Origin of the sequence: Rhizobium sp. Rhizsp42 (assembly GCF_047304155.1) — a bacterium.
Lineage (GTDB): Bacteria > Pseudomonadota > Alphaproteobacteria > Rhizobiales > Rhizobiaceae > Rhizobium.
In genome coordinates this window covers 260,800-286,244 of record NZ_JBGLYS010000004.1, presented here as the reverse complement: position 1 = coordinate 286,244, position 25,445 = coordinate 260,800, and the positions used below count along the sequence as shown (strand labels likewise).

Genomic DNA, 25,445 nt, shown 5'->3' with positions numbered 1-25,445 from the left:
ACCCAAACCCCGCCGCCGGCCAGGTCTGGGCGGGCTGCGGGCTTCCGGTGGGTGTGTTCGGGGCCCCGGGGGCGCCCCTGGGGGGCGCCCACTACCCACACCGCCCGGCGGGGGCCGGCCGCCGGTGGCGGCCTTGCGATCCTGCAGACGGGCGATCAGGTGCGCATCGACCTCAAGAAGGGAACAGCCAACATCCTGATCAGCGACGAAGAGATCGCCAAGCGGCGCGCGGAACTGGTCGCGGCCGGCGGCTATGTCTATCCGGAAAGCCAGACGCCGTGGCAGGAAATCCAGCGCTCCTATGTCGGGCAGATGGAAACCGGCGCGGTGCTGGAGCCGGCGGTGAAGTATCAGCGGATCGCCCAGACCAAGGGTATCCCGCGCGACAACCACTAAGCGGCGACTTTCGATCATGGGCCGGTGTCTGGATGGGCACCGGCCCATGAGTGTTTTCGCGGATAGGCGATCATTCCTCAGCATTCCGGCCTTGCCCGTCGTCGGCGAATATGATCGATTTTGCTGCCGCTGGGTTGGAGGGCGGCGCATCCCCTGGCTCATAGAGCGCGTCCATCGCTCGCGTGACGGAACATTATCATGCCTTATACCCTTCTCGACGCCGCCGCCTCGGGTGGCCTGTTCGTCGGCCGCGTCTGGAACCCTGCCGCCGAAGGCCCCAGCCTCGTGACGATCCGTGATCAGCAGGTAGTCGATATCACGTCGAAGGACGTGGCCACGATGAGCGCGCTTCTGGAGCGGCCTGATCTCGTGGCCTTCGTCCGTTCCGCCAACGGCAAGTCGCTTGGAACGCTCGAGGATATCGCCGCAAACAGCACCGGCAAGCCGGATGCCTCGTGCCCCTATCTGCTGGCGCCGGTCGATCTGCAGGCGGTCAAGGCTTGCGGCGTCACCTTCGCGCAGTCGATGATCGAGCGGGTGATCGAGGAGAAGGCGGCGGGCAATCCCGACCGGGCGGCCGCGATCCGCGAGCGCGTCAGCACGCTGATCGGCGGCAGCCTCAACAATCTGAAGGCGGGGTCTCCGGAAGCAGCCACGGTCAAGCAGGCGCTGATCGAGGAAGGGATGTGGTCGCAATATCTCGAGGTCGGCATCGGCCCGGATGCGGAAGTCTTCACCAAGGCGCCGGTGCTCTCCTCCGTCGGCTGGGGTGCCGATGTCGGCCTGCATCCGGTCTCGACCTGGAACAATCCGGAGCCGGAAATCGTGCTCGCGGTCAATAGTCGTGGCGAGATCCGGGGCGCGTCGCTAGGCAACGACGTCAACCTGCGTGATGTCGAGGGACGCTCGGCGTTGCTGCTTGGCAAGGCGAAGGACAACAACGCCTCCTGCGCGATCGGCCCCTTCATCCGCCTGCTCGACGAGAGCTTCGATCTTGATGCGGTGCGCAGCGCCGAGCTTGACCTAAAGGTAACCGGCGAAGACGGCTTCGTGCTTCATGGCAAGAGCTCGATGTCGAAGATCAGCCGCGATCCGACCGATCTCGTCCGCCAGACCTGCGGCGCGCATCATCAGTATCCCGATGGTTTCATGCTGTTTCTCGGCACGCTGTTTGCCCCGACGCAGGACCGCGACGCGCCGAACCAGGGTTTTACCCACAAGATCGGCGACGTCGTGGAGATTTCGTCGGCTGGGCTCGGCTTGCTTGTGAATACGGTGCGCCGCTCGAACGACTGCACCCCCTGGACCTTCGGCATCGGCGCGCTGATGGCCAATCTGGCGAAACGCGGGCTGCTTTAGGCCGTTGAGCAAGTGAGACGCGATGGCGGCGTTTGCCGCCGCCATCAAAAAACATCCGGGATAAGCCAGCACCGCCTGTCCATTCCAGGCCGCGACCATATATGCACAGGTCAAGCGAAACGAAGATGTGAGGGCGCGATGAAACGGACTGTGGTTGCAATTGTCGCGCTGGTTCTTCTGGCAGGATGCACGACCGGAAAGAACTACTCCGCACCCGGGCTCACACCGATTCCCGGCAGCATCATCTATAGCGGCCAGCCTCGGACGAAGCTCACCAAATCGCCGATCGGCTCGACCTTCCCGCACAGCTTCATCGACCAGTATGGGCAAGAGGTCGAGGAGACTTACATGATCCAGCCCGACCGGACGCTGAAGATTGTCCACCGCGTGATCCGGCCGATCCGCTTCGGCGGTAGAGATTGAACGAGACGCACGTATGGCGTGTATCTTCGGAGTTTCCGCCCACAGATCACCTAATCGTCATAATCCTGAGGTTGAATTTGATCGCTTGCTAAGACAAACTGTTGTTGCTGGATAGAGCCGGTTTGCCGGGGACTGTTTCGCTTTGATTCCGGCATAGGACATACAAGATGAATGCTAAGACACCGAATGCAATCGATAGCTATGTGGGTTCCCAAGTCAGAATGCGCAGGCAGTTGCTGGGACTGAGCCAGGAAAGGTTGGCCGAGCAGATCGGCGTGACGTTCCAGCAGGTGCAGAAGTACGAAAAGGGAATGAACCGGATCGGCGCCAGCCGGCTGCAGCGTATCGCTGAGGTTCTGAACACCACGCCAAGTTTCTTCTTTCAGCAGGATCCGTCGGAGCCTTTGTCGCTCGCCGGTCTCGAACTGACGGCAACGACCGATCCGGTCGCGGAATTCCTGCATTCCAAGGAAGGGCTCGCGCTCAACAAGGCGTTCATCAAGATCACGGACACGCAGCTGCGCGAAAAGATCGTGGCCCTCGTGAAAGCGATGGCGCAGACGCAGGTGGCCGCGGACAAATCCGCCGCCTCGTCCAACCAGTAATTGGACTTACCGGCCGACGGCGCATCCGCGCCGCGGCCCGCATGATATGAAAGAAGGGGCGCCTATTGCGGGCGCCCCTTCTTCGTTTCTTGGGAGAATTCGATACCGAACGATTACTCGTCGAGGTAGCGTTCCGTGAGACGCGCCCACATTGCGGCACCCGCCGTCAGGCTGTCGTCGGCGAAGTCGTATTTGGCGCTGTGCAGGATCGCCGAGTTCATGCCATTACCCAGGCGCAGGAAGCTGCCGGGCTTGTGCTGCAGGAAGTGCGAGAAGTCCTCGCTGCCGGGGATAAGCGGGCAAAGCGCGACATTGCCCTCGCCTACCAGTTCCTCGGCCACCATGCGGGCGAACTCTGTTTCCTTTTCGGAGTTGACGACGACGGGGTTGCCGTAGGCGTAGTCGATCTCGACGGCGGCGCCGAAGCCTTCGACCAGCGACGTCGTCAGCGCCCGGATGCGCTTTTCGAGGATCTCGCGAACCTTCGGGTCGAACGAGCGCACCGTCAAAAGCATGCTCGCGCTTTCCGGGATGACGTTGGCCACTTCGCCGGCATGGATGGCGCCAACCGTAACGACAGCCGTCTGCGTCGGATCGACATTGCGCGAGATGACTGTCTGCAGCGAGACGACGAGATTGCAGGCGACGACGACGGGATCGATCGTCAGGTGCGGGCGCGACGCGTGGCCGCCCTTGCCCGTGATCTTGATCTCGACCGTGTCGGCGGCCGCCATCAGCGGCCCCGAACGCATGAGCCAGCTGCCTTCAGGCGCGCCGGGGTGATTATGCAGGCCGAAGATGGCGTCGAACGGGAAGCGCTCGAACAGGCCGTCATCGATCATCGCCTGGGCGCCGCTGAAGCCGCCGGCCTCTTCGGCGGGCTGGAAGATCAGGTTGACCGTGCCGTTGAACTTGCGGGTGCGCGCCAGATATTCGGCGGCCCCCAGCAGCACCGTCGTGTGGCCGTCGTGGCCGCAGGCATGCATCTTGCCGGGAACCTGGCTGGCATAGGGCTTGCCGGTCTGCTCGGTGATCGGCAGGGCGTCCATGTCGGCGCGGATCGCGATGCTCTTCTTGCCGGCGCCCTGCGTCATGCGGGCGACGACGCCGTTGCCACCGACGTTGCGGGTCACTTCATAGCCCCAGCCCTCGAGCTTCTCAGCGACGAAGCGGGCGGTTTCCGTTTCTTCGAACGACAGTTCAGGGTGGGCGTGCAGATGCTGGCGGATGGCGCGCAGTTCGGCGTCCATGGGCTCGAAATCCGAAAGGCGGGCGAAATCGTTGTCGATGGTCATGTCCGTTCCAATTCTTTGCATGCGTGGTCCGCTACCGGCCCCATGACAGGGCCGGCCGGGTCTTCGATTGCATCATGAGCGGCTTTGCGCTGGATGAGCCCGATGTCAGAGAAAGCGCGACAGGAAGGCCTGCGTGCGCGGATGCTGCGGATTGCCGATCACATCTTCCGGCTTGCCCTGCTCGACCACGACGCCGCCATCCATGAACACCACCCGGTCGGCCGCCTCACGGGCAAAGCCGATCTCGTGGGTGACGACGATCATCGTCAGGCCCTGCTTGGCGAGATCGCGCATCGTCGACAGCACTTCGCCGACGAGTTCGGGATCGAGTGCCGAGGTCGGCTCGTCGAAGAGCATCAGCTTCGGCTTGATGGCCAGCGCGCGGGCGATCGCCACGCGCTGCTGCTGGCCGCCGGAGAGCTGGCGGGGATAGGCATTCGCCTTCTCCGACAGGCCGACACGCTGCAGGAGGTGCTTGGCGTTTTCGATCGCGTCCTTGCGGTTCTCACCGTGGACGCCGACCGGCGCCTCGATGATGTTCTGCAGCACCGTCATGTGCGGATAGAGATTGAACTGCTGGAACACCATGCCGATCTTGCGGCGCTGGCGGGCGATGCCGTTGGGCGAAAGTCGCTCCAGCCGGTCCTTGCGCACCCGATAACCGATCTGCTCGCCATCCACCTCGATGTATCCCTTCTGGATCGGCTCGAGGTGGTTGATACAGCGCAGGAACGTCGACTTGCCCGATCCCGACGGGCCGAGAACGACGACGACTTCGCCAGGCATGATGTCGAGGTCGATGCCCTTCAGCACTTCGAGATGATCGAAGGACTTGTGGACATTGCGCGCCTGAACCAGCGGCTTGGTGTTGGAGACGGCGGTCAATGGCTTGCCTCCTCTGCAGCGGCAACAGTGGTCGGCTTGGCCGTTGCGCCATTGCGGCGTTCGCTACGGCCGTAATAGGCTTCGATGTAGCTCTGGCCGATGTTGAGCACCGAGGTGATGAGCAGGTACCAGATGACGGCGACCAGCAGCATCGGGACGATCTCGAAGGTGCGGTTGTAGATCGACTGCACGGAGTAGAGCAGATCGGCCATGGCAATGACGCTGACGAGCGAGGTCGCCTTGATCATGCTGATCAGCTGGTTGCCCGTCGGCGGAACGATCGAGCGCATCGCCTGCGGAATGATGATCCGCCACAGCGCCCTGCCCTTGGTCATGCCGAAGGCCTCGGCGGTTTCCGCCTGGCCGCGATCGACCGACAGAAGGCCGCCGCGAATGATCTCGGCCATGTAGGCCGCTTCGTTCAGCGCCAGGCCGACAATGGCAGCCGTCATCGGCGTGATCACCGCATTGGTGTCCCAGCTGATGAGCGATGGACCGAAGGGAACTGATATCGACAACTGCGGAAACAGCGTCGACATGTTGTACCAGAAGATCAGCTGCACCAGCAGCGGCGTGCCGCGGAAGAACCAGATGAACAGCGAGGCAAAGCCTTTCGCCAACCGGTCGTTCGACATGCGCATGATCGCGATGATCAGGCCGAGCGCGACGCCGAGGATCATCGCGATGACGGTCAGGCCAAGGCTGACATAGAGGCCGCTGATGACGGTCGGGTCGAAGAAATATTGGGCAACGACCGGCCAACCGAAATTCTCGTTGTTGGCGACGATCCAGACGAAATCGATGACGACGATGGCGATGACCGCCCAAAGAACGAGGCGTCCCGTTCTGAACGGCGTATGCGCGGTAACGACGTCGCGGAAGTCAGCACCGCCCGAAGGCGGTGCATTGGTCGTGGTGTTGGTGCTCATTTGGGAAGCTGTCCGCCGAGGTTGAGGCCAGGTTCCTTGATCATGTTGTTCTCAAGGCCCCACTTTTTCATGATCGCGGCATAGCTGCCGTCGGCCATCAGTACCTTGATGGCGTCGATCAGGATAGGGCCGAGCGGCGAACCCTTGGGAACGACAGCGCCCTGGAAGATGTCCTCAAAGCCGTTCTTTTGGCCGACACCGGTCAGTTCGAGCTGGCCGTTGGCCTGGCTGACGAAGTAGGTAAGCGGCGCCTGCGAGGAGAAGAAGGCGTCGGCGCGCTTGGAGCGCACGGCGAGGATCGAGCTTGGCTGGTCGGTGTAGGACTGGACTTCGACGCCGCTCTTGCCGTCGGCCTTGCACTTGTCCGACTGGGTCTTGATCACGCGCTCGGCCGAGCCGCCAGCCATGACCGAGATGCGCTGGCCGCAGGCCGTGTCGAGCGAGGTGATGCCCTTCGGGTTCCCCTTCACGGTCGCGAAGACGACGAATTCCTGAACCCAGTCGACGAAGTCGTTGGACGCTTCACGATCCTTGTAGTCGCCAACGGGGCCGAAGGCGAACTGGTAGCGACCGGAGTTGACGCCGGCGAGAAGCGCCGGCAGGCCACCGACGGTCTCATGCTCGATCTTAACGCCGAGGACGGCGCCCAGGGCTTCGGTCAGGTCGGCACTGGCGCCGGTCATGACGGTGCCGGTGACGATTTCGTAGGGAGGGAACGAACCGTTGTTGACGGAGATCATCTTGCCCGAGGTCTTGATCGCGTCGGGCAGCTTGTCATGCAGCGCGGCGTTGAGCGCGGGCTTCGGCAAGGCCGCATCCTCAGCCATCGCGGCACTGGTGGCCACGGCGCTTGCCAGGACGAGGTAGGTCATTTTCTTCAGCAACATGTTCATTCCCCTTATTAATGCTGTCTTGGTTGCATGCGGTTAGAGGTTGGTACCCGTACGGCTGCCGTCGGTATCGAACGGGAAGAGTTCCAAAGGCGTCATCTCGCGAGCGAGAATGCCCTGGGCGTGAAGCTCGGCCGAGAAATCGGCGATCATCTTCTCGTTGGCGGCAAGGCCGTTTTCATCCCAGTTCGCAGGGAGTTCGAGGGAGGTCTTCAGGAGCTCGTCGAACATCCAGGGCGACGTATCCGCATATTTGCGGCGCTTGTTCAGCCACATGCGCTGCGATTCCTCGATCAGCTGGCTGAGCTCGGCAATGATCCAGGGGTTCTCTTCCACGATCTCAGCCTTGATGCCGATGAGGTGCATGCCGGGTACATAACCCACCTCGTCGAAATATCGACGCTCGGCACCACGGAAATCGGACAGAACCTGCCGGAAAGGTGAACCATTGGCAAAATAGCCATCCGGCATGAACGGCGTGAAGATCGCGTCGAGCTGGCCTTCGCGCAAAAGGTCGACCATCGGACGCTCGCCGGGAGCCGCTTCGATCAGGCCGGGGCGACCGAAGCCGTCGAGCCGATCGACAACAGGATGCGCTTCCGTCAGGCGGCCAGCATACCACATCGCGTCCTCGACCTGAACGCCTTCGCGACGCACCGCGGCGCGCGTCCAGGTATTGCCCGAGTCGCGCCAACCGGTGACGCCGATGCGCTTGCCTGCAAGCTGCGACAGCTCGGTGATCGGGCTGTCCTTCATGGTGATGACGCAGCGATGGCGGAAGCCGCGCATGATGAAGTTCGGAATGCCGACGACGCTGTGGTCACCATCGTAGCGCAGCTGGGTGTAGCGGCTGAAGGACATTTCGGCTGCGTCGCAAGAGTCGCTCTTGCCGACATGCGAAACCAGGGTGCCGATGCGCTCGACCTTGACGTCGAGCTTCGACGACGCGACGTCACCGAGAATGAGAGGGGTAATGTAGTCCCAGTCGCGAAGGGCAAGGCGAAGTGTGATCGGCATCTGCATTCACTCTCGAAGTTTCTTGTCTGGCGCATCGTTAAATGTTCAAATGAAGCCGATCAAATGTTATTACGTTATTGAACATTAAATACGGTGCAAAAATGAGCGATAGTCGGAATGCGGCGTGGTTTGCCCAAAAAATAACCGATCGGACGATTCGCGGGATCGCGCTCGAGACGAGCGCCCTCATCCGTGGCGGCGCGCTGCCTGTCGGCACCAAGCTTCCGGCCATTCGCGACCTAGCCTTTGCGCTCGGCATCAGCCCGGCCACGATCTCCGAAGCGTGGAGCGAATTGCGGCGCCAGAAGATCATCAGCGGCCGCGGGCGCAACGGGACGTGGGTGAGCGGCGACCGCTTCGTCGCCAAACCGGAGCGACTGGCGAGTTCCGGCAACTACGGCGAAGATGTCTTGAACCTGACGGCGGCCGTGCCCGACGTGACGCTTCTGCCGAAGCTTGGGCAGGCGATGGTCTACGGCGCCTCCGCCGAGAACCTGAACAGTTATGAGCGCAACCGCATTCTGCCTGAGCTAGAGGCGGCGGTCAGAGAGACGTGGCCCTACGAGCCCGAGGCGTTTTTGGCGACCAACGGCGGCTACAACGCCGTCTATACGCTGATGCATGCGCTTGTGATGCCCGGCGCCGCTGTCGCGATCGAAAACCCGACTGCCATGCGTCTGCTTGATATTCTCGAAGATCGCGGGGCGCGCATCATTCCCGTGGAGTGCGACAACGAGGGTCCACTGCCCTCGTCCTTGCGCCAGGCCATGGCCTATCGCCCCGTCGCCTTTATCTTCCAACCGCGCATCCATTCAGTCACCGGCCAGACTGTGACTGCCGCGCGTATGCAAAGCCTTGCCGACGTCTTGCGCGGCGCCGATACGCTGATCGTGGAAGATGATGGCGTCGGTGATATCTCCGATACACCGAGGCAATCGATGGGGAATATCTTCCCGGATCGGGTGATCCACATATTCTCATTCTCAAAGACTCACGGCCCTGATCTGCGTCTGGCGGCCCTGTCGAGCTCGCGTGCGATCGTCGAGCAGATCCAGTCGTTCCGCAGCTTCAGCGCCGGCTGGACGAGCCGCATCCTGCAGGCGGCGGGCGCATGGCTGATCCGCGATCCGGAGACTCAGGAGACGGTGCGCAAAGCGCGCGATATCTACGCTCGACGTCGCCATGATCTGGTGCAGGCATTGCGCGACCGAAACATAAACGCCGCGCATGGCGCCGGCCTGTCCGCCTGGGTGCCGGTCTCCTCGGAGCCGTTCGCGATGGTGACGCTTGCAGCACGCGGGATCGCCGTGCATCCGGGCGCGAAATTCTCGCTGCTGCCGGGAAACTATCTGCGCGTGGCAACGGCCATTCTGTCCGATCGCTGCATCGAGGTCGCGGATTCAATCGCGCTTGCGGCATCGCATGATTGAGCTGACGGCGCAGCTAGACCACTCTTTGCCTGCGGAAGCAGACCGTCAGTAGCTACACGTCCAATTGTTGGTTGGTCTGAATCCAGCGTTGCAAGCCGGGTTCACCGACGTCCGAGGATTATAGTAGTTGTCAGCCGGATTATAGTTGGGGCCTGTCGTGCACGCGGAGGTGAGCGCGGCCACGATTATAACTACCCCGGCAGATACGCACCTTTGAACTGTGTCCACTAGACTCCCCCCCGATGGCTTGCCTCGATTCGAAAAATGCTCCGCTGACGCAGGAGATGCAAGGCCGAGATCGGATTTCCGCCACTGCTTCCCAAATCGCACTTGCCTCAGCTTTGAAGCGAGGCGTGCAACCCAACAGAGCTTCGCCCTGCTTGACACAAAAGAAAAGTGACTTAATCTAGTCGGCGGATCGGAGGAGACCCGTTGTTGTGGAGGCAGCGGCTCGGAATGGGATCCTGAATCGGGAGGAAATACTGGTGAAGAACAAGGCAATCATGCTCGCCCTTCTGGCGGGTTCGTTCCTGGCCACGCCTATTATCGCGGCGCCTCAGGATCTGATCACGGGCGACATCGTCGGCAAGGCCGATGCGCCCAACAAGCTCATTTTCCGCATGACGACAGATGGGCCGCGCAACAACGAGCCAGCTTATGCCGAGGGTTACAGCAAGCTCTTCAACGACTTCATCGCCAAGCGCCCTGACTGGCAGATCGAGCTGCAGATGATGTCTGGCGATATCGGCCAGGAGCAGGCACGCATGCTGGAGCAGGCCAAGTCCGGTTCCGCGCCCGACTGCGCCGCGGTCGATTCCTTCGTGCTGCCGCTGTTCAAGAAATCCGGTGTGCTGCAATCCTTCTCGCCCTATTTCAGCAAGGAAGAGATAGGCCAGCTGTTTCCCTTCATCCGCGAGGGCATCACCGGCGATGACGGCAACATCTATGCCTGGTGGTGGTCGACCGACCTGCGCGTCCTCTACCGCAACAAGGAGATCGTGCCCGACGCGCCTCAAACCTGGGACGAATTGAAGAAGGCCGCATTGCATTCCGTCAATGAAGGCATGGAAGGTATCCTCTTCAACGGCAGCCGCTATGAGGGCACAACCTTCGACTGGCTTGCCAACTTCTGGGGCCAGGGCGGCAAGCTGGTTAACGATCAGGGCAAGCCGATCTTTGGCGAGGGCGAGAACCGCGAGAAGTTCATCAAGGCGGTGAACTACTATCGTGATCTGGTGGAATCGGGTGCGGCTCCCAAGCGTGTCGCGACGCTCGGCAGCTATGACGATTTCAATGCCGCCGCGGCCGCCGGAACGACGGCGCTCTTCGTTGGCGGCAACTGGCAATATGCGCAGCTGAAGACCGCGCTCGACGAGGAGGAGTTCGCCAAGTGGACATTCTCTCCCCTTCCCGGCCCGACAGCCAATGAGCGCTCGACCGGCACCGGCGGCTGGACCGTCGCCGCCTTCAGCAAGGATGCCGCCAAGGTGAAGGTCTGCGCCGACCTTGCCCGCGAAGTCTATATGGGGCCGGCCAACGCGCTACAGGAACAGCTGCCGACCCGCGCCGACCTCTACGACAAGTACGAGGTCTTCTCGACGCCGGCGAATAAGACGTTCGCCGAGGCCCTGAAGGTCGGGCAGGCGCGGCCAGGGGCCGCCGTCTATCCCGAAATATCCAACCAGATCCAGATCATGATGGGCAAGGTGCTGACAGGCACGCAGGCGACGGAAGCCGCCGTCGACGAAGCCTTCACCGCCTCGCTCAGCGCCTTCAAACGGAGCTGAGTTGATGATCGGTGGCGCGGGGTAACCTCACCCGCGCCACCGATACCGACTGCCTGATCTCAATGACACATGACCGGACGGATCGATGACCAATCTCAGCATTGCGGCCGAGACTGCGCCTACCGGAAGCAGGCTTGCCGCGCGAAAGTTTTACCCCTCGCCCGCTCCCTGGCTTATGCCGCTGATCCTGGTTCTCGGGGTCTTCTATCTCTATCCGCTGATCGACGTCTTCCGCTTTGCCTTCACCAACATATCTATCGTCGGCAACGACGAAGAGTACACGCTGCGGACGATCGCCAACACACTTTCGAAGCCGGAACTGCTGCAGATCCTCTGGGTGACGCTGATCTTCACCGGGTCCAGCGTCGTAGCTCAGCAGGTGCTCGGGCTGTTCATCGCGCAGGTCGTCGTGCGCAGCGAAAAACGCGGCCTGTTCGGCTCGACCATCGTGCGCACCACGGCGTTGGTCGCCTGGGTGGTTCCGGGCATCGCCGGCGGTATCATCTGGAAGATGCTGTTCAACGAGGCGCCCTTCGGCGGCCTCAACAGCCTGCTCAGGATGCTCGGCGCCTCGCCCGTTCAGTGGTTGTCCGACCCGAACATGGTCATGTGGTCAGTCGTCATCTCCAACGTCTGGCGCGGAACGGCCTTTTCGATGGTCGTCATGTACGCCGCCATCAAGGCGATCGATCCGGAACTCTACGAGGCCGCCGAGATGGATGGTGCCAATCCCTGGCAGCGGATGATCTACATCACGCTTCCACAACTGCGCGCGGCGATCCTCGTCAACATGATCCTCATCACCATCCAGACGCTGAACACCTTCGATGCGATCATCTCGCTGACCGGTGGCGGCCCTGGCCGGGCGACGGAGGTTCTGTCGCTCTATACGTTCAACGTCGTCTTCAGGAACTACGATCTGGCGGCCGGCGCTGTGCTGTCGATCCTGATGCTCGTCATCAGCCTCAGCCTGGCGCTCGTCTACGCCCGCTTCCTGCCGAAGGGAGAACCCCAATGATCAATTCGAGACAGGAACGCATCGGCGATCTCTTCAGCTATCTCTTCATGCTGATCACCTTCCTCTTCTTCGCCTGGCCGTTGGTCTGGCTGCTGTCGCTGGCGCTGCGCACCCGCAAGGAGGTTTTTCTCGGCGTCTCCCGGCTGATCCCCAAGTCGCCGACGCTCGACAATTTCATCGCGATCCTCTCCTCCGACAAATTCGCGGGCTATCTGTGGAACGCGCTCATCCTGTCGGCCTCGAGCGCGATCGGCTGCCTGATCGTGGCATTGCCGGCGGCCTATGCCTTCTCGCGCTTTCCTTTCCGCGGCAAGGGGCCGTGGATGATGGTGCTGCTTGCCTTCCAGATGATCTCGCCGCTCGTCATCATGGTGCCGCTCTACCGCTACATGGCCAAGATCGGCCTCACCGACAGCCATTTCGGCGCGACCATGGTCTATATCGCGCTTGCCGTGCCGATGGTGACGTGGATCCTCAAGGGCTTCATCGACGGCATCCCGCGCAGCCTCGACGAGGCGGCGCTGATCGACGGGTGCAGCCATTTCGGCGTTTTCTGGCGGATCATTCTGCCGCTCTCGACACCGGGGATCGCGTCCGCCTTCATCATCTCCGTCATCGCCGGCTGGTCGCAATTCCTCGTGCCCTTCCTGCTGATCAGCAAGGAAGCGCTGATGCCGATCGGCGTCGGCATCTTCCAATATGCCGGCACCCAAAACGATAGCTCCATCCAGCTGCTGGCGGCCGCCTGCCTCGTCTCTGTCGTCCCCGCCATCGTCGCATTTCTTTCGCTCCAACGCCTCATTCTCGGCGCCATGACGGCCGGTGCCGTCAAGGGCTGATGTCTTTTCAAACCTCAGGATATGATCATGTCGCTTACGCTTGCCCAACGCCTCGACCGCATCCGCGTCCGCATGTCGGAACTCGAACACTGGCGCGCCCGTGAAACCGTTCAGATCAGCGATTGGACCTTCGACGGCGAGCCGATCGCGATCGGTGCCGCATGGCCGCGCAAGGATGGCACGGTAAGCTTCACCGCATCGGCGCGCGTGCCGGAACATTGGCCGGTCGACGAGGCACGGCTCAGCCTCAATCTCGGCGGCGAAAGCCTGATCACCATCGCCGACGAGGCCGGCAACGAAACACGGCTCGGGCTTGATCCCTATCACCAGGAATTCCGCCTGACGTCGCGCCGGATCAAAATCTCCTCGGAAACGGTCGCGCGCCTGCCATTCGGCGAACCCGTCCGCGCGCCCAGGTTCGAGCGGGCGAACCTCTTGTGGCTGGATGGGCCGGTCGACCGGCTGTGGCTGCTCTTGCGTCAGATCTCGGAGGCGGTCGATACGCTCGAAGGACATGAGGTCGTTCCGCATCTGATCGATATCGCCGAAGCCGCCATGCGCGGGCTCGACTGGCCCTCGTCGACGGCCGCCTATATCGCGCGCATGTCGCCATCGGTCGGCCAGCAGAAGATCTGGCAGCTGCCGGAGCTCGAAACCGCTCCCGAGGGTCTCAACCAGGGGCAGCGTGCCAGCGTGGTCGCGGCTTACGACACGCTGATCAAGGAGCTGAAGCAGTTGCGCGAACGCTTCCCGCCACAGGGTGAGATCGCGCTGACCGGTCACGCGCATATCGACCTCGCCTGGCTGTGGCCCTACCGCGAGACCCGCCGCAAGATGCGCCGCACCTTCCATACCGCGCTCTCGCTGATGGAGCAGTCCTCCGACTTCCGCTTCAACCAGTCGACGGCGCACTACTACAACCAGATCGCCGAGGATGATCCCGAACTTCTGAAGCGCATCGTCGAGCGCGTGAAGGACGGGCAGTGGGAAACGCTCGGCGGCATGTGGGTCGAGCCCGACACCAACATGCCGACGGGCGAGAGCCTCAGCCGGCAAATCCTCTACGGCCAGAGATACTTCGAAAAGACCTTCGGCGTTCGCCACACCGTCTGCTGGCTGCCGGATTGTTTCGGCTTCTCCGGCGCCCTGCCCCAGCTTCTGCGCCAGGGCGGGATGAAGAGCTTCTTCACGATCAAGGTGAACTGGTCGGAGACCAACAAATTCCCGGCCGACCTCTTCTGGTGGGAAGGCCTCGACGGCAGCCGGGTGCTGACCCACACCTTCGACAACCCGATGCACGGCTATAACGGCTTCGTGCAGCCGGATTGCTTCGTTCCCACCTGGCGGAACTTCCAGCAGAAGGACAAGCACGAGACGACGCTTCTGGCCGTCGGCTATGGTGACGGCGGCGGCGGCGTGACGCCGGAAATGATTGCCCGCGAGGAGCAGCTGCGCGCCTTCCCGGCATTGCCCGCCGCGCGCTGGACCAAGGTGCACGACTTCTTCGAGGGCGCGCACAAGAGTGCCACCGAAAACGAGCTCACCACGTGGCAGGGCGAGATCTATCTCGAGCTGCACCGCGCGACACTGACCAGCCAGAGCGTCGTCAAGCGCCTGCACCGCAAGGCCGAGCGCAGCCTGATCACCGCGGAAACCCTTGCCGGACTGGCGCACCTCATGGGCGGCGAGAAGCCGGCATCGCTGGAGAACGAATGGCGCGTCGTCCTGAAGAACGAGTTCCACGACATTCTGCCGGGCTCCTCGATCGCCGAGGTCTATGCCGACAGCGCTGAAGAACTCGACGGCGTGATCGCCGATGGCCAGGCCGCGCAGGCGAGCGCATTGGCGGCCATCGCCAAGCAGCTGCCATCTGGAAGCGGCAGCAACGTGCTGGTGGTCAATCCGTCGCTTGACGAACGGCCCGTGCGGCTGACGCTGGCCGACGGCAGCCACGTCTCGTCACGCGACAGCATCGCCCCGCTCGCCATCGCCGTCATCGACATCGCCTCGCTGAAGGCGCAGCCAGGCCTTTCGGCGAGCAGCAGCCATCTCGAGAACGACACGCTGAAGGTGACGTTGGCGAAGGACGGCTCGATTGCGAGCATCCTGCACAAGCCGAGCGGCCGCGAGGCGCTCGAAGGCGCCGGCAACCGGCTGTTCGTCTACCCGGCGGACAAGCCGCGCAACTGGGACGCCTGGGACGTCGAGGAGGATTATGCCGCGCGCGGCGAGGAGATCACCGCGCTTGATAGCATCGAACTGATCGAAAACACGGCGCACCGGGCAGCGATCAAGATCGTGCGCACCTGGCGCCATTCGCGCATCACGCAGATCCTGTCGCTCGGCGCCAATGCCCGCCGGCTGGATATCCAGACCGAGCTCGACTGGCACGACCGCCGCGCCTTCCTGAGGACCTTGACGGCTGTTGCCGTGCGCAATGCGCGCTCGACCTGCGAATGCGCCTATGGCGTCGTCGAGCGGCCCACGCATTCCAACACCTCTTGGGATGCCGCGATGTTCGAGGCGCCGGCACATCGCTTCGCCGATCTCTCGGAGCCGGGCTTCGGCGTCGCGATCCTCAACGACGCGAAGTATGGGCATAGCATCCGGGGCAACGTGCTCGGCCTCTCGCTGCTGCGCTCGCCCATCTATCCCGACCCGCTGGCCGATGAGGGGCTGCAGAGCTTCACCTACTCGCTCATGCCGCATGAGGGCTCCTGGCATGAGGGCGGCGTGCGAGAGGAGGCCGACGACCTCAACCAGCCACTGCTGGCGATGGCCGTCTCCGACCGCGCCGTTGGGGCGTGGCAGCCGATCAAGGCTGAGGGCATCGACGCGGCTCTCTCGGCGATCAAGCCGTGCGAGGATGGCGATGGCCTGATCCTGCGCGTTTACGAGCCAGCAGGCCGTCGCGGCGCCCTCGCCCTGACGCTGCCACAAGGATGGCGCAACGAGGGAACGGTGAGCATTCTCGAAGAGCCGATGCGCGATGTGCCGGTCGAGGGATTGATGCCGTTCCAGGTCAAGAGCTGGCGTATTTCGCGCTAACCGACGTCAACGGATGGTCGGAGCCCGGTCACGCAGTGGCTGGGCTCTTTCCGTTTACGACACAATGACTTACACTCGATAGGTCTTGTGGCGGTTCAACATACCAGACACCTAAGAGGAGAAGACGCAAGTTGCAGGTTTCGGGCTCCAATCCTGAGCAGGCGGCGGCGGCCAATCGGGCCATGATCCTGAGCGCGATCCATCGCGGCGGGCCGATTTCGCGTACCGAGCTGGCGGCGCGGTCGCGGCTGACCAAGCAGGCCGTCACACGGATCGTCGAGCGCCTGCTCGACGAGGGCCTCGTCATGGAGGCGCGACGGCGGCATGGGCTGCGCGGGCAGCCGGCGATCGAACTGGAGATCGATCCGGAGGGCGTGTTTTCAATCGGCGCCAATATCGACCGCGATCACCTGACCATCGTAGCCGTCGACGCTGTCGGCACCGTGCGCGGCCGCATTCACCACGAGGCGCGCTTTCTGCTGCCGGATGATTTCGTGGCGCTGATGGCCGATGCGCTCTCTTCGTTCCGAAGGCGCAAGGTCATCGAGGAAAGCCGGCTGGCCGGGATCGGCCTCGCGATCCCGGATTGGCTCGGCGAAGTGCCCGTTATTGGCTTTCCGCCAGAATACCGGCGCTGGAGCGGATACGATGTGCGCGGCGCGCTGGAGGCGATCTCCGATCACCCTGTCTTCATCGACAATGACGCCAACGCCGCGGCGCTGGGCGAAATCGAGTATGGGCTTGGCACCGAGATCGGCAGCTTCTTCTACATCCTCGCGAATGCCTGTCTGGGCGGCAGTCTTGTGATCGACGGTATCCGTCACAGGGGCGCCAGCGGGATCGGCGGCGAGATCGGCTGGCTGCCGGTGCTCTTCGACGACGGCCCATTCGCCGGCAGCACGCAGCCGCTCGGCGAGATGTTCTCGCTCTTCATCTTGCTCGATCACCTGAAGCGCAATGGTGTCGAGGCTTCCACGCCGGCCGACCTGCTGACGCTTGATGCGGCGGGGCGCGCGATCGTCAGCGCATGGCTGCGCAAGGTCAGCGTCAAGATCGCCCAGGCGATCGTTCATATCGGCATGATCGTCGATCCCGAAGGTGTTCTGATCGGCGGCCGTTTTCCCGTCCGCATCATCGACGAGCTGCTGCTCTACGTTCACGAAGAGATCGGCCGCCTCGGCGCCAAGGCGCCGTCGCTGCATCGCGCGGCCGGCTCGGAGGATGCGGCAGCGCTCGGCGCGGCGGCCATTCCGCTGGCGCATCGTCTCGGCCTGCCATCGGCCGAACCGGCGCAGCGGTTCCGTAATCCGATCGGTGGCCTCGCGAGCAGTGTGGAGAGATGGCCAGCGGTCGCGGCCGGGTAACACGGTCAGGCGGGAAACAGTGTCTCGTTGAAAGGCCGAAGGGCAGCGCCCAGCACCACGCCGTCTTTAGCATGGGTCGCCGGTTGCACCACCGGGATCCACGGGGCGATTACAAGATCGCGGATTTTCTCTTCCCGCTCCCGCGCCATGCTCGATATCACGGACGCCAGAATATCATCGGGCAACGATCCGCCGATGAGAATCGCGCCTGGCGCGATGAAGCCGGAGATCGCCAGAACCGCTTCGTGAAGGTGGCGGGCGGCAACGGTGATCCACGCATCCGCCGAAGCGTGTCCGGCCGCCATGTGACGCTCAAGCGAGGGCAATGTCGCAACCTCATTCAGCGTCGCGCCATCCACGCCCGATCGCATGTCACCGATCTGGCCGGCAAGCCCATGAATGCCGCGAAACGGTCGGCCGCCGATGAGAAGCCCCGCGCGAACAGTCTCGTCGATCAGGATGGTGACCAGCCCGCCTTCCGGATCGCCGATCCCGAGCGCGCGCTCCGCGCCGATCGCGGCTTCGCTGTCGTCGAGCACATAGAGCGGCCCTAACCTCTCGCGGATGCTCTCCTTAAGGCTAGTGCAGTCGATGGACGCTCCCGGCGCGATGGCGACGCCGCAGCCGACGAGCTTGCCTGAGGCGACATGCCGGATGCTCTCGATAGCCTCACCGATCTCCTCGACATCGGTGAAGCCGATGCGCGCGCGGATCGCACAGGAAAGGTCGATGACGACGATCTCGCTTCCCTCCGGAGCAATGGAGATTCCGAGCGAAAAAGCAGCGTCGGGACAGAGCGCGAACTCGAGTGCCGCGTAGCGCGTCGCGCTGGCGCGCTTGCGCCCCGCGACTAGGCCTGAAGTCGCCAGGCGCTGCACGATCCCCGCGATCGCCGGTTCCGTGAGCCCGAGGCGCCGTGACAATTCCTGCCGGGTCAGCGGGCCGAAGCGGCGCAGAAGGCCGAGCGTGGCTCGCGAGTTGTGATCGGCGATATCCACGGGGCTGATGCCTGGACGTGCGTCCGACGGATCGCGCGCCCTCGGCGAGCCGGAAACTGAAAGCCGCCGCGCCGTCTTCAACCGCGATATCCTTGAACCATGTTCTTGGCGCAGGTCACCAACAGCCTCCCCCTATTCGCGCAATCCAGTCCGTTGAAATATCGCGCAATTTTTCATGCGCGGCAAGAAAGCGGCCATCGATATGACGCCCGACGCCCAAGAAATGTCGAGCCAAGCGCGGCAACTCGCCGCTTTTGACGAAAGAAGGGCGAGAGGCCTTGTTGTTTCCGTAATCGGCTCATAGATGAGCTTCCGAAACGACCACTCATTTTTTAAGGGTTTTCTGTTTCAGTCTTTGCGGCTGGACGGGTGCGCCCCCCGAGAATGTCAGTGGTCTGCCGCCCACCATCGTCCGTAAAGAACGACATGGCCCACCGACAAGGGCCGGTCGTCGCATTCCGATTTGCTGCCAGGGTCACAAACATTGAGTCAAAGAGCTGCCATCAACCCCGTGGCCAATCCGCTGGTGGAAAAACGCGTCGTTCTGCATTTCCCCGGTTTCGAGCCACTTGATTCAAAGGCCCACCATGCGCGCTATGCACGGGCCGCCAAGCTGAGCGCCAAGGCCTGGAATCTCGACCTCGATGTCGGCGCCTTGAAAGAGGGCGGTTCCTTCGACGTCAGCTGCGGCTCTCAAGGGGAAAGAACGTCGAGCCGCGTGTTCGTCTTCGACCACAACGAGCTCGTGCGCAAATATAGCGACAAGAGCCTTCTACAGCGCCTCGCCTCCGGCTATGCCAGCGCCGCCAGCGTCATCCTCCAGGGCGGCTTCGTCGGCTATTTCCGACATGCCTGGCGCTTCGGCCTGTTCTTCGTGTTTCCCTTCGCGCTGGTTCTGCTGGCCCTTCTGCTGAGCGCCACGATCGCGGCCGCTCCCTATCTTCTCGGCCTTCAGCGCTGGAACTTTCTCTGGAGCGTGCTGCTTGGCGTGATGTTCTTCCGCTTTGTCTTCCTGCCCTTCGCCGCAAGGTTCCACACCCTGCATCTCTTCGCGGACTGGGATCTGGCCGTGGCGCTGGCGAAGCTCGACGATCCCGCCATCGTGCAATGGCTCGACAAGTGCAAGGCGCGGGTGCGCGACGCGCTGCGCGAGGATGCCAACGAATATCTGATAACCTCGCACAGCATGGGATCGAGCGTTGCCACCCATGTCATCGGCATGTTGGTCGAGGAAGAGCCCGCGCTTTTCGCCAACAAGCAGGTGGTTTTCGTCACTCTCGGCGGCGCCATTCTGCAGTGCGCCCTGCTGCGACCGGCAAGGAGCCTGCGGGCACGGGTTGGCGCGATTGCGCGCGCACGCCAGATTTTCTGGCTGGAGATCCACTGTCTGACCGACGTGATCCATTTCTACAAGTCGCGTGTCGTTGCGCTCTGCGGACATGCCGACGCCCCGCAGGCCTCGATCGCCACGATCCGCATGCGCCATATGCTGACGGGCGAGCACTATCGCAAGATCCGTCGCGATTTCCTGCGCGTGCATCGGCAATACGTCCTGGGCTCCGATCTGCGCTCCGCCTTCGACTTCACGCTGATGACCGCCGGCCCGCTTCCCGCCACCTCATTCGCCGACTTCGACCAAAACTGGATGCTAAAAGCGTAACCGATTGTTCTGAAATAAAAATGCGCGGCCGAGATTTTGTTCGGCCACGCATATTTCAAGCTCAATGCAACGCTGTTTGCCCGCCGATCACGGGATCGTCGACATCGCCTCGGCCACGGCCGCAGGCGACGCCGTTTGCGATGCGCCCGGCTCCTGACCGACGAGGCAGCGGATCAGCTCGCCCATGTTGACGCTGCCGATCTCCTGACCGTCACCAGACACGACTGAGGCCGAGGATGCGTTCGCGGCGGACAGCTGCCGCAGGGCTTCCTCGACGGTCGTGCCGGTGGGTATACGAACGCCGAACTTCACCGACGCTGACGGCGGCGACATGACGGCGTCGACATGGATCACCCTGGCGCGGTTCACCTCCTTGACGAAGGCGGTGATGTACTCGTCGGCGGGCCTGAGCACGATATCGGCCGAGGTGCCCTGCTGGATCACCTCGCCGTCTCTTAGGATGGCGATGCGGTCGCCGAGCCGCAATGCTTCGTCGAGGTCGTGGGTGATGAAGACCACGGTCTTCTTCAGCTCCTTCTGCAGGTCGAGCAGCACCGTCTGCATGTCGACACGGATCAATGGATCGAGCGCCGAATAGGCCTCGTCCATCAGCAGGATTTCGGCATCGTTGGTCAGCGCGCGGGCAAGGCCGACACGCTGCTGCATGCCGCCGGAGAGCTGATTGGGGTAGTGGTTGGAGAAGCCGTCAAGACCGACGCGCTTGATCCAGTGCTGCGCGCGCTCCTCGCGCTCACCCTTCCCCACGCCTTGGATTTCAAGGCCATAGACGGCGTTCTGCAACACGTTTCGATGCGGCAGCAGGCCGAACTTCTGGAAGACCATGGCGGTCTTCTTCTGGCGGAACTGGCGCAGCTGCTCCTTGTCCATGCGACAGACATCGACATCGCCGTAACGAACCTCGCCCGAAGTCGGGTCGATCAGACGGTTGATGTGGCGGATCAGCGTGGATTTGCCCGAGCCCGACAGCCCCATGATGACGGTGATGCCGCCACCGGGGATGGTGATGTTGATGTCCTTCAGGCCAAGGACATGGCCATGTTCCCGGTTGAGCTCGGTCTTCGACATCCCGCGCATGACGGGCTCGACGAAATCGCGAGCGCGTGGGCCGAAGATCTTGTAAAGGCTGCGAATATCGATCGACTGGCTAGCCATGGACGACCTCCCGGTGCTTCTGCAGACGCAGACCGTAAGCCTGGCTGATGCGGTCGAAGATGATGGCGATGCCGACGATGGCGAGGCCATTGAAGACGCCGAGGGTGAAATACTGGTTGGCGATGGCCTTCAACACCGGCTGTCCGAGCCCCTGAACGCCGATCATCGAGGCGATGACCACCATGGCGAGCGCCATCATGATCGTCTGGTTGATGCCGGCCATGATCGTCGGCAGCGCCAGCGGCAGCTGGACATTGCGCAGCTTCTGCCAGCTCGACGAGCCGAAGGCGTCGGCTGCCTCGAGCACGTCGCGATCGACCATGCGGATGCCGAGATTGGTGAGCCTGATCATCGGCGGCAGCGCGTAGATGACGACGGCGATGACGCCGGGCACGCGCCCGATACCGAGCAGCATGACGACGGGAATGAGATAGACGAAGCTCGGCATCGTCTGCATGACGTCGAGGATCGGGTTGACGATCTTCTGCAGCCGATCCGAGCGCGACATGGCGATGCCGATCGGAATGCCGATCGCGATCGAAAGCACGGTGCAGACGAAGATCATCGAGACCGTCTTCATCGTGTCTTCCCACATGTCGAAATAGCCGATGAGCAATAGTGTGACGATACAGCCGACGACGATCCGCCAGCTGCGCGTCGCCAGCCACGCGATTGCGCCGATGAGCGCGATCACCAGCGGCCATGGCATGCCCGTCATCAGGCGTTCAGCCCAGATCAGAAAGCTTTGCAGCGGGCTGAACAGATTTTCGATGCCGCTGCCGTAGCCGCGGGTGAAGGCGCGAAAGCCTTCGTCCACGCTCTTCTTCAAGGCGCGCAGCATATCCTCGTCCATCGACGGAAATTTCCAGAGCCAATCCATGTCGGTTCCCCATGACAAAATCGGCGGCGGCGTTGATTATTGTTGGCCGTCTCGCCGGTGTGTAAGCGGGCGGCCATCCGTAACCGGGCCGCCCGCTGTCGATGCGATGCTTAGAGCGAAGCCTTGATCTTGGCGGCAACCTCGGGCGAAACCCAGGTGGTCCACAGCGCTTCATTGTTCTTCAGGAAGTATTTTGCTCCTTCTTCGCCGCTGGCCTGGTTGTCCGACATCCAGGCGATCAGCTTGTTGACGGTGTCGTTGGTCCAGGCGCGCTTGTTGAGGTAGCCGACGACATCGGGGCCGGCGCGATCGGCGAAGGTCTTGGTGACCAGCGTCTCGACATTGTCCGCCGGCCATGCGTTTTCCTTCGGATCGGCGCAATCGGCAACCGAGGTGCAACGTTTCCATTCGGCGGCGTCATATTCGGCGCCATAGCCGAGCTTCACCATCTCGTACTTGCCGAGGAGTGCCGTCGGCGCCCAGTAGTAGCCGACCCATGGCTGCTTGGCTTCGTAGGCCTTGGCGATCGAGCCATCGAGGCCGGCGGCAGAGCCGGTGTCGACGAGCGTGAAGCCGGCCTTGTCGCCACCGTAAGCCTTGAAGAGCTGCGCGGTCACGACAGTGCCGCCCCAGCCCTGCGGGCCGTTGAAGACGGCGCCCTTGCTCTTGTCTTCAGGCGCCGGGAAAAGCTCCGGATGCTTCATCAGGTCGGGGATCGTCTTCACGTCAGGATGCGCGTCGGCGAAATACTTGGGGATCCACCAGCCCTGGATGGCGCCATCGGAGAGAATCTTCGCGGCTTTGATGAACTTGCCGTCGGTCAGGCCGCGGTTGACGATCTCGGGCTGTAGGCTGACCCAGGCCTCGGGCGCGATGTCGGGCTGGCCCTTTTCGGCCATGGAGGTGAGCGTCGGAACGGTATCGCCGACAACCAGTTCGGCCTTGCAGCCGTAACCTGCCTCAAGGATCAGCTTGTCGACGTTTGCCGCCACTTCAGCGGACTGCCAATTCATGTTGGCGATGGTGACATCACCACATTCGGCGGCGGATGCAGCACCGCCAAGGCCAAGCAGGCCGGCGGCGAGGACGGTGGAAGCCAAAAGCATTTTCATTTTCTTGTTCCCTCTGGTCGCGGTGCAACGTGAACCCGGGCGCCGGCAGCACCGCGTCCGCCAGCCTCCCCATTGAGCCGTCATTGGCCCGGCATGCGCCATTCCGATTGCGTCAAAAAATGGCGCATTGGAGCTTTCTTTCAATGTCCTCATGTAACGACAGTCGCAATAAGATCATCCTTGTCGCACCTGATCTCAAAGAAGTGATGCGAAGCGGAAGGCTTCGTAGATCGCGGCGTGGATATTGCGGCTCGCAACGGCGTCCCCGATTCGAATGAGATCGAAGCGGCCCTCCGGATTGCGCTGGCGCAAGGGCGCCCGTCTCGCGATCAAGGCGCCGTAGTCGACCGCCCCCAGATTGCGCGACAGCGGCTTCAGCTCGAAATAGAGATCGCCATTGGCCATGGTGCCGTGCTCGACCACCACCTGCGACACCCGGCGCTCCCACGTCGTCGCTTCGGCGTAGTCGGAGCCGAGAACGGCGACCAGCTGGTTCCCATCGCGGCGCACGGACTTCAGCCGTGTGTTGATCGTGACCTTGACGTTCTTCTCGGCGAAGACCTTGGCGTAGGGCACATGGTTCATGCCGCCGATCTCCGGCGCGAAGAAGCGCTCTGGCGACACAAGCTCCAGCTCGGCGCCGGCACTCGCGATCACTTCGGCCGCCGACATGCCGGGATGGGCGCCGTTGTCGTCGAAGAGAAGCACGGTCTCGCCCGGCTTCGTCGAGCCGGCCAGGATATCCCATGTCGAGGTGACAAGTTCATCGCCGGTATCGAGCGCCGGGGATTGGGCAATGCCGCCTGTCGCCACCACCACCAGATCAGGCTCCAAGGCCAGAACGTCGTCGCCACCAGCAAAGACGTTGTAGTGGATCGTGACACCGAGCCGCTCGAGTTCCTCCAGACGCCAGTCGATGATCCCGACCATCTCGCGCCGCCTTGGATTGCGGACCAGCAGATTGATCTGACCGCCCGCCTCGCCGCTCGCCTCCAGGATGTCGACCTTGTGGCCGCGCTCAGCCAGCACACGCGCGGCTTCGAGCCCGGCCGGCCCCGCACCCACGACGACCGCCCGTCGCCGCGACGCGGCCGGCGCGATCTCGTGCGACAGTTCCGTTTCGCGGCCCGTCACCGCATTGTGAATACAGAGCGCCTCGCCGCCCTCGTAAATGCGATCAAGACAGTAGGTCGCGCCGACACAAGGGCGGATGCGCGCTTCCTCGCCGGCTTCGATCTTTCTGACGATGTGCGGATCGGCGATATGGGGACGCGTCATGCCGACCATGTCGAGCTTGCCCTCGGCGATTGCGTGACGGGCCGTCGCGACGTCGGAGATGCGGGCGGCGTGGAAGACCGGGAATTTCGTCGCGGCCCTGATATCGCCGGCGAAATCCAGATGCGGCGCGGACGGCATGCCCTGGATGGGGATGACGTTGTTGAGCGCCGCGTCGCTGTCGATATGGCCGCGGATGACATTCAGAAAATCGATCGACCCGCCGGCGACGAGCCGTCTCGCGATTTCCACGCCCTCTTCGCGTGACAGGCCCTTGTCCCATTGCTCGTCGGCGACAAGACGGATGCCGACGATGAAATCGGGACCGACCGCCTTGCGCACAGCCTCAGTGACCATCGTCGAAAAACGCATGCGGTTTTCAAGCCCGCCGCCGAACTCGTCCTCGCGGAGGTTCGTGGCGGGCGACCAGAAGCCGTCCATCAGGTGGCCGTAGGCCTCGAACTCGATCCCATCGAGGCCGGCGGCCTGCATGCGTTGAGCCGCCGAGACGTAATCATCGACGATCCGCTCGATATCCCACTCTTCCGCCTCCTTGGGAAAGGCGCGGTGGGCGGGTTCGCGGATGGGGCTTGGCGCCAGCACCGGCAGCCAGTCGCCCTTGTTCCAGCCGGTGCGGCGGCCGAGATGGGTGAGCTGGATCATCGCGGCCGTGCCGTGCTCGTGACAGTCGTCGGAAAGCCGCTTCAGCCATGGTACGATCTCGTCGCGATAGGCGTGCAGGTTGCCGAATGCCGGTGGGGAATCCGGCGAGACGACCGCCGAGCCCGCCGTCATGGTCAGCGCGATGCCGCCCTTGGCCTTTTCGAGATGATAGAGCCGGTAGCGATCGGTCGGCATGCCGTCTTCGGAATAAGCCGGCTCGTGCGCGGTCGACATCAGCCGGTTCTTCAGCGTCAAATGCTTCAATTGGAATGGTTGAAGTAGGGGATCCTGCGAAGCCATCGATCTGCACCACCAAACAAGAGAAAGGCCGATCTTCCCTCAAAACGACGCCGGGTGCGATGAACAAAAACGCCATGGAACGCCCCCAATGCGTCGCCC

The 25,445-nt window shown here is 62.7% G+C and carries 21 protein-coding genes; 11 read left to right on the top strand and 10 right to left on the bottom strand.

All coding sequences use genetic code 11. The features are described from left to right. From ACCD05_RS07225 to ACCD05_RS07210, 4 genes are all read left to right on the top strand, one after another. Nucleotides 1–396: dihydroxy-acid dehydratase (locus ACCD05_RS07225; protein WP_413391925.1), on the top strand; the 396-nt coding region annotated here is incomplete at its 5' end. A gap of 198 nt (nt 397–594) precedes the next feature. After that, entirely contained in the window at nt 595–1,755 is a 1,161-nt protein-coding gene (locus ACCD05_RS07220) for a fumarylacetoacetate hydrolase family protein (protein ID WP_112989310.1), read from the top strand. A gap of 138 nt (nt 1,756–1,893) precedes the next feature. Next, entirely contained in the window at nt 1,894–2,178 is a 285-nt protein-coding gene (locus ACCD05_RS07215) for a membrane lipoprotein lipid attachment site-containing protein (RefSeq protein ID WP_111560400.1), read from the top strand. A 167-nt stretch (nt 2,179–2,345) separates the two neighbouring features. Beyond that, entirely contained in the window at nt 2,346–2,783 is a 438-nt protein-coding gene (locus ACCD05_RS07210; RefSeq protein WP_112989312.1) for a helix-turn-helix domain-containing protein, read from the top strand. 113 nt (nt 2,784–2,896) lie between these two features. On the opposite strand, the gene ACCD05_RS07205 is transcribed toward ACCD05_RS07210, so the two are convergent. The 5 genes from ACCD05_RS07205 to ACCD05_RS07185 form a co-directional block, all read right to left on the bottom strand. Next, entirely contained in the window at nt 2,897–4,078 is a 1,182-nt protein-coding gene (locus ACCD05_RS07205; RefSeq protein ID WP_111560402.1) for a M20 aminoacylase family protein, read from the bottom strand. A 105-nt stretch (nt 4,079–4,183) separates the two neighbouring features. Further along, a complete protein-coding gene (locus ACCD05_RS07200) occupies nt 4,184–4,963 on the bottom strand; it encodes an amino acid ABC transporter ATP-binding protein (protein WP_111560403.1) in 780 nt (259 codons plus the stop codon). Continuing rightward, complete coding sequence (locus ACCD05_RS07195) at nt 4,960–5,892, bottom strand: amino acid ABC transporter permease (RefSeq protein WP_111560404.1); 933 nt, start codon at nt 5,890–5,892, stop codon at nt 4,960–4,962. The genes ACCD05_RS07200 and ACCD05_RS07195 overlap by 4 nt, the downstream gene beginning before the upstream one ends. Next, nucleotides 5,889–6,779 (bottom strand): ABC transporter substrate-binding protein, encoded by an 891-nt coding sequence (locus ACCD05_RS07190; protein WP_026283574.1) that lies wholly within the window; start codon nt 6,777–6,779, stop codon nt 5,889–5,891. Before ACCD05_RS07190 ends, ACCD05_RS07195 begins: the two co-directional genes overlap by 4 nt. Before the next feature lie 39 nt (nt 6,780–6,818). Continuing rightward, nucleotides 6,819–7,799, bottom strand: a complete 981-nt coding sequence (locus ACCD05_RS07185; protein WP_111560936.1) for a nitrate ABC transporter substrate-binding protein — start codon at nt 7,797–7,799, stop codon at nt 6,819–6,821. A 101-nt stretch (nt 7,800–7,900) separates the two neighbouring features. Here ACCD05_RS07185 and ACCD05_RS07180 point away from each other — a divergent pair, with 101 nt between their 5' ends. The 6 genes from ACCD05_RS07180 to ACCD05_RS07155 all read left to right on the top strand — a co-directional run bounded on the left by ACCD05_RS07180 (nt 7,901) and on the right by ACCD05_RS07155 (nt 17,285). Continuing rightward, complete coding sequence (locus ACCD05_RS07180) at nt 7,901–9,229, top strand: PLP-dependent aminotransferase family protein (protein ID WP_111560405.1); 1,329 nt, start codon at nt 7,901–7,903, stop codon at nt 9,227–9,229. Nucleotides 9,230–9,732: 503 nt separating this feature from the next. Further along, nucleotides 9,733–11,016, top strand: coding sequence for an extracellular solute-binding protein (locus ACCD05_RS07175; RefSeq protein WP_111560937.1), 1,284 nt, complete (start codon nt 9,733–9,735; stop codon nt 11,014–11,016). An 85-nt stretch (nt 11,017–11,101) separates the two neighbouring features. After that, nucleotides 11,102–12,034, top strand: a complete 933-nt coding sequence (locus ACCD05_RS07170; RefSeq protein ID WP_111560407.1) for a carbohydrate ABC transporter permease — start codon at nt 11,102–11,104, stop codon at nt 12,032–12,034. Next, nucleotides 12,031–12,873 (top strand): carbohydrate ABC transporter permease, encoded by an 843-nt coding sequence (locus tag ACCD05_RS07165; RefSeq protein WP_047503834.1) that lies wholly within the window; start codon nt 12,031–12,033, stop codon nt 12,871–12,873. The genes ACCD05_RS07170 and ACCD05_RS07165 overlap by 4 nt, the downstream gene beginning before the upstream one ends. A gap of 27 nt (nt 12,874–12,900) precedes the next feature. Beyond that, entirely contained in the window at nt 12,901–15,921 is a 3,021-nt protein-coding gene (locus tag ACCD05_RS07160) for an alpha-mannosidase (protein ID WP_413391924.1), read from the top strand. Between the two features lie 182 nt (nt 15,922–16,103). After that, complete coding sequence (locus ACCD05_RS07155) at nt 16,104–17,285, top strand: ROK family transcriptional regulator (protein ID WP_413391930.1); 1,182 nt, start codon at nt 16,104–16,106, stop codon at nt 17,283–17,285. Between the two features lie 5 nt (nt 17,286–17,290). Here the strand turns inward: ACCD05_RS07155 and ACCD05_RS07150 are convergent, their stop codons facing one another. Next, the gene (locus ACCD05_RS07150) at nt 17,291–18,364 is read right to left on the bottom strand and encodes an ROK family transcriptional regulator (protein ID WP_413391923.1); all 1,074 of its coding nucleotides are present in this window, start codon (nt 18,362–18,364) and stop codon (nt 17,291–17,293) included. A gap of 403 nt (nt 18,365–18,767) precedes the next feature. Here ACCD05_RS07150 and ACCD05_RS07145 point away from each other — a divergent pair, with 403 nt between their 5' ends. Next, nucleotides 18,768–19,943, top strand: coding sequence for a hypothetical protein (locus tag ACCD05_RS07145; RefSeq protein WP_413391922.1), 1,176 nt, complete (start codon nt 18,768–18,770; stop codon nt 19,941–19,943). 87 nt (nt 19,944–20,030) lie between these two features. Here ACCD05_RS07145 and ACCD05_RS07140 read toward each other — a convergent pair whose 3' ends face one another. The 4 genes from ACCD05_RS07140 to ACCD05_RS07125 all read right to left on the bottom strand — a co-directional run bounded on the left by ACCD05_RS07140 (nt 20,031) and on the right by ACCD05_RS07125 (nt 25,346). Continuing rightward, nucleotides 20,031–21,116 carry a quaternary amine ABC transporter ATP-binding protein gene (locus tag ACCD05_RS07140; protein ID WP_112949368.1) on the bottom strand — a complete coding sequence of 362 codons (1,086 nt, stop codon included), beginning with the start codon at nt 21,114–21,116 and terminating at the stop codon, nt 20,031–20,033. After that, complete coding sequence (locus tag ACCD05_RS07135; RefSeq protein ID WP_018901608.1) at nt 21,109–21,996, bottom strand: ABC transporter permease; 888 nt, start codon at nt 21,994–21,996, stop codon at nt 21,109–21,111. The genes ACCD05_RS07140 and ACCD05_RS07135 overlap by 8 nt, the downstream gene beginning before the upstream one ends. A 110-nt stretch (nt 21,997–22,106) precedes the next feature. Beyond that, the gene (locus ACCD05_RS07130) at nt 22,107–23,108 is read right to left on the bottom strand and encodes an ABC transporter substrate-binding protein (protein WP_111560412.1); all 1,002 of its coding nucleotides are present in this window, start codon (nt 23,106–23,108) and stop codon (nt 22,107–22,109) included. A gap of 195 nt (nt 23,109–23,303) precedes the next feature. Continuing rightward, nucleotides 23,304–25,346: an NADH:flavin oxidoreductase gene (locus tag ACCD05_RS07125; protein WP_112949369.1), complete on the bottom strand. Its 2,043-nt coding sequence runs from the start codon at nt 25,344–25,346 to the stop codon at nt 23,304–23,306. Nucleotides 25,347–25,445 lie beyond the last annotated feature (99 nt).

What these genes read in the sequence shown, in the direction of transcription:
- ACCD05_RS07220 (WP_112989310.1), top strand. Translation starts at nt 595, where the DNA reads ATGCCTTATACCCTTCTCGACGCCGCCGCCTCGGGTGGCCTGTTCGTC.
- ACCD05_RS07215 (WP_111560400.1), top strand. Translation starts at nt 1,894, where the DNA reads ATGAAACGGACTGTGGTTGCAATTGTCGCGCTGGTTCTTCTGGCAGGA.
- ACCD05_RS07210 (WP_112989312.1), top strand. Translation starts at nt 2,346, where the DNA reads ATGAATGCTAAGACACCGAATGCAATCGATAGCTATGTGGGTTCCCAA.
- ACCD05_RS07205 (WP_111560402.1), bottom strand. Translation starts at nt 4,078, where the DNA reads ATGACCATCGACAACGATTTCGCCCGCCTTTCGGATTTCGAGCCCATG.
- ACCD05_RS07195 (WP_111560404.1), bottom strand. Translation starts at nt 5,892, where the DNA reads ATGAGCACCAACACCACGACCAATGCACCGCCTTCGGGCGGTGCTGAC.
- ACCD05_RS07190 (WP_026283574.1), bottom strand. Translation starts at nt 6,779, where the DNA reads ATGTTGCTGAAGAAAATGACCTACCTCGTCCTGGCAAGCGCCGTGGCC.
- ACCD05_RS07185 (WP_111560936.1), bottom strand. Translation starts at nt 7,799, where the DNA reads ATGCCGATCACACTTCGCCTTGCCCTTCGCGACTGGGACTACATTACC.
- ACCD05_RS07180 (WP_111560405.1), top strand. Translation starts at nt 7,901, where the DNA reads ATGAGCGATAGTCGGAATGCGGCGTGGTTTGCCCAAAAAATAACCGAT.
- ACCD05_RS07175 (WP_111560937.1), top strand. Translation starts at nt 9,733, where the DNA reads ATGCTCGCCCTTCTGGCGGGTTCGTTCCTGGCCACGCCTATTATCGCG.
- ACCD05_RS07170 (WP_111560407.1), top strand. Translation starts at nt 11,102, where the DNA reads ATGACCAATCTCAGCATTGCGGCCGAGACTGCGCCTACCGGAAGCAGG.
- ACCD05_RS07165 (WP_047503834.1), top strand. Translation starts at nt 12,031, where the DNA reads ATGATCAATTCGAGACAGGAACGCATCGGCGATCTCTTCAGCTATCTC.
- ACCD05_RS07160 (WP_413391924.1), top strand. Translation starts at nt 12,901, where the DNA reads ATGTCGCTTACGCTTGCCCAACGCCTCGACCGCATCCGCGTCCGCATG.
- ACCD05_RS07155 (WP_413391930.1), top strand. Translation starts at nt 16,104, where the DNA reads ATGATCCTGAGCGCGATCCATCGCGGCGGGCCGATTTCGCGTACCGAG.
- ACCD05_RS07140 (WP_112949368.1), bottom strand. Translation starts at nt 21,116, where the DNA reads ATGGCTAGCCAGTCGATCGATATTCGCAGCCTTTACAAGATCTTCGGC.
- ACCD05_RS07135 (WP_018901608.1), bottom strand. Translation starts at nt 21,996, where the DNA reads ATGGATTGGCTCTGGAAATTTCCGTCGATGGACGAGGATATGCTGCGC.
- ACCD05_RS07130 (WP_111560412.1), bottom strand. Translation starts at nt 23,108, where the DNA reads ATGAAAATGCTTTTGGCTTCCACCGTCCTCGCCGCCGGCCTGCTTGGC.
- ACCD05_RS07125 (WP_112949369.1), bottom strand. Translation starts at nt 25,346, where the DNA reads ATGGCTTCGCAGGATCCCCTACTTCAACCATTCCAATTGAAGCATTTG.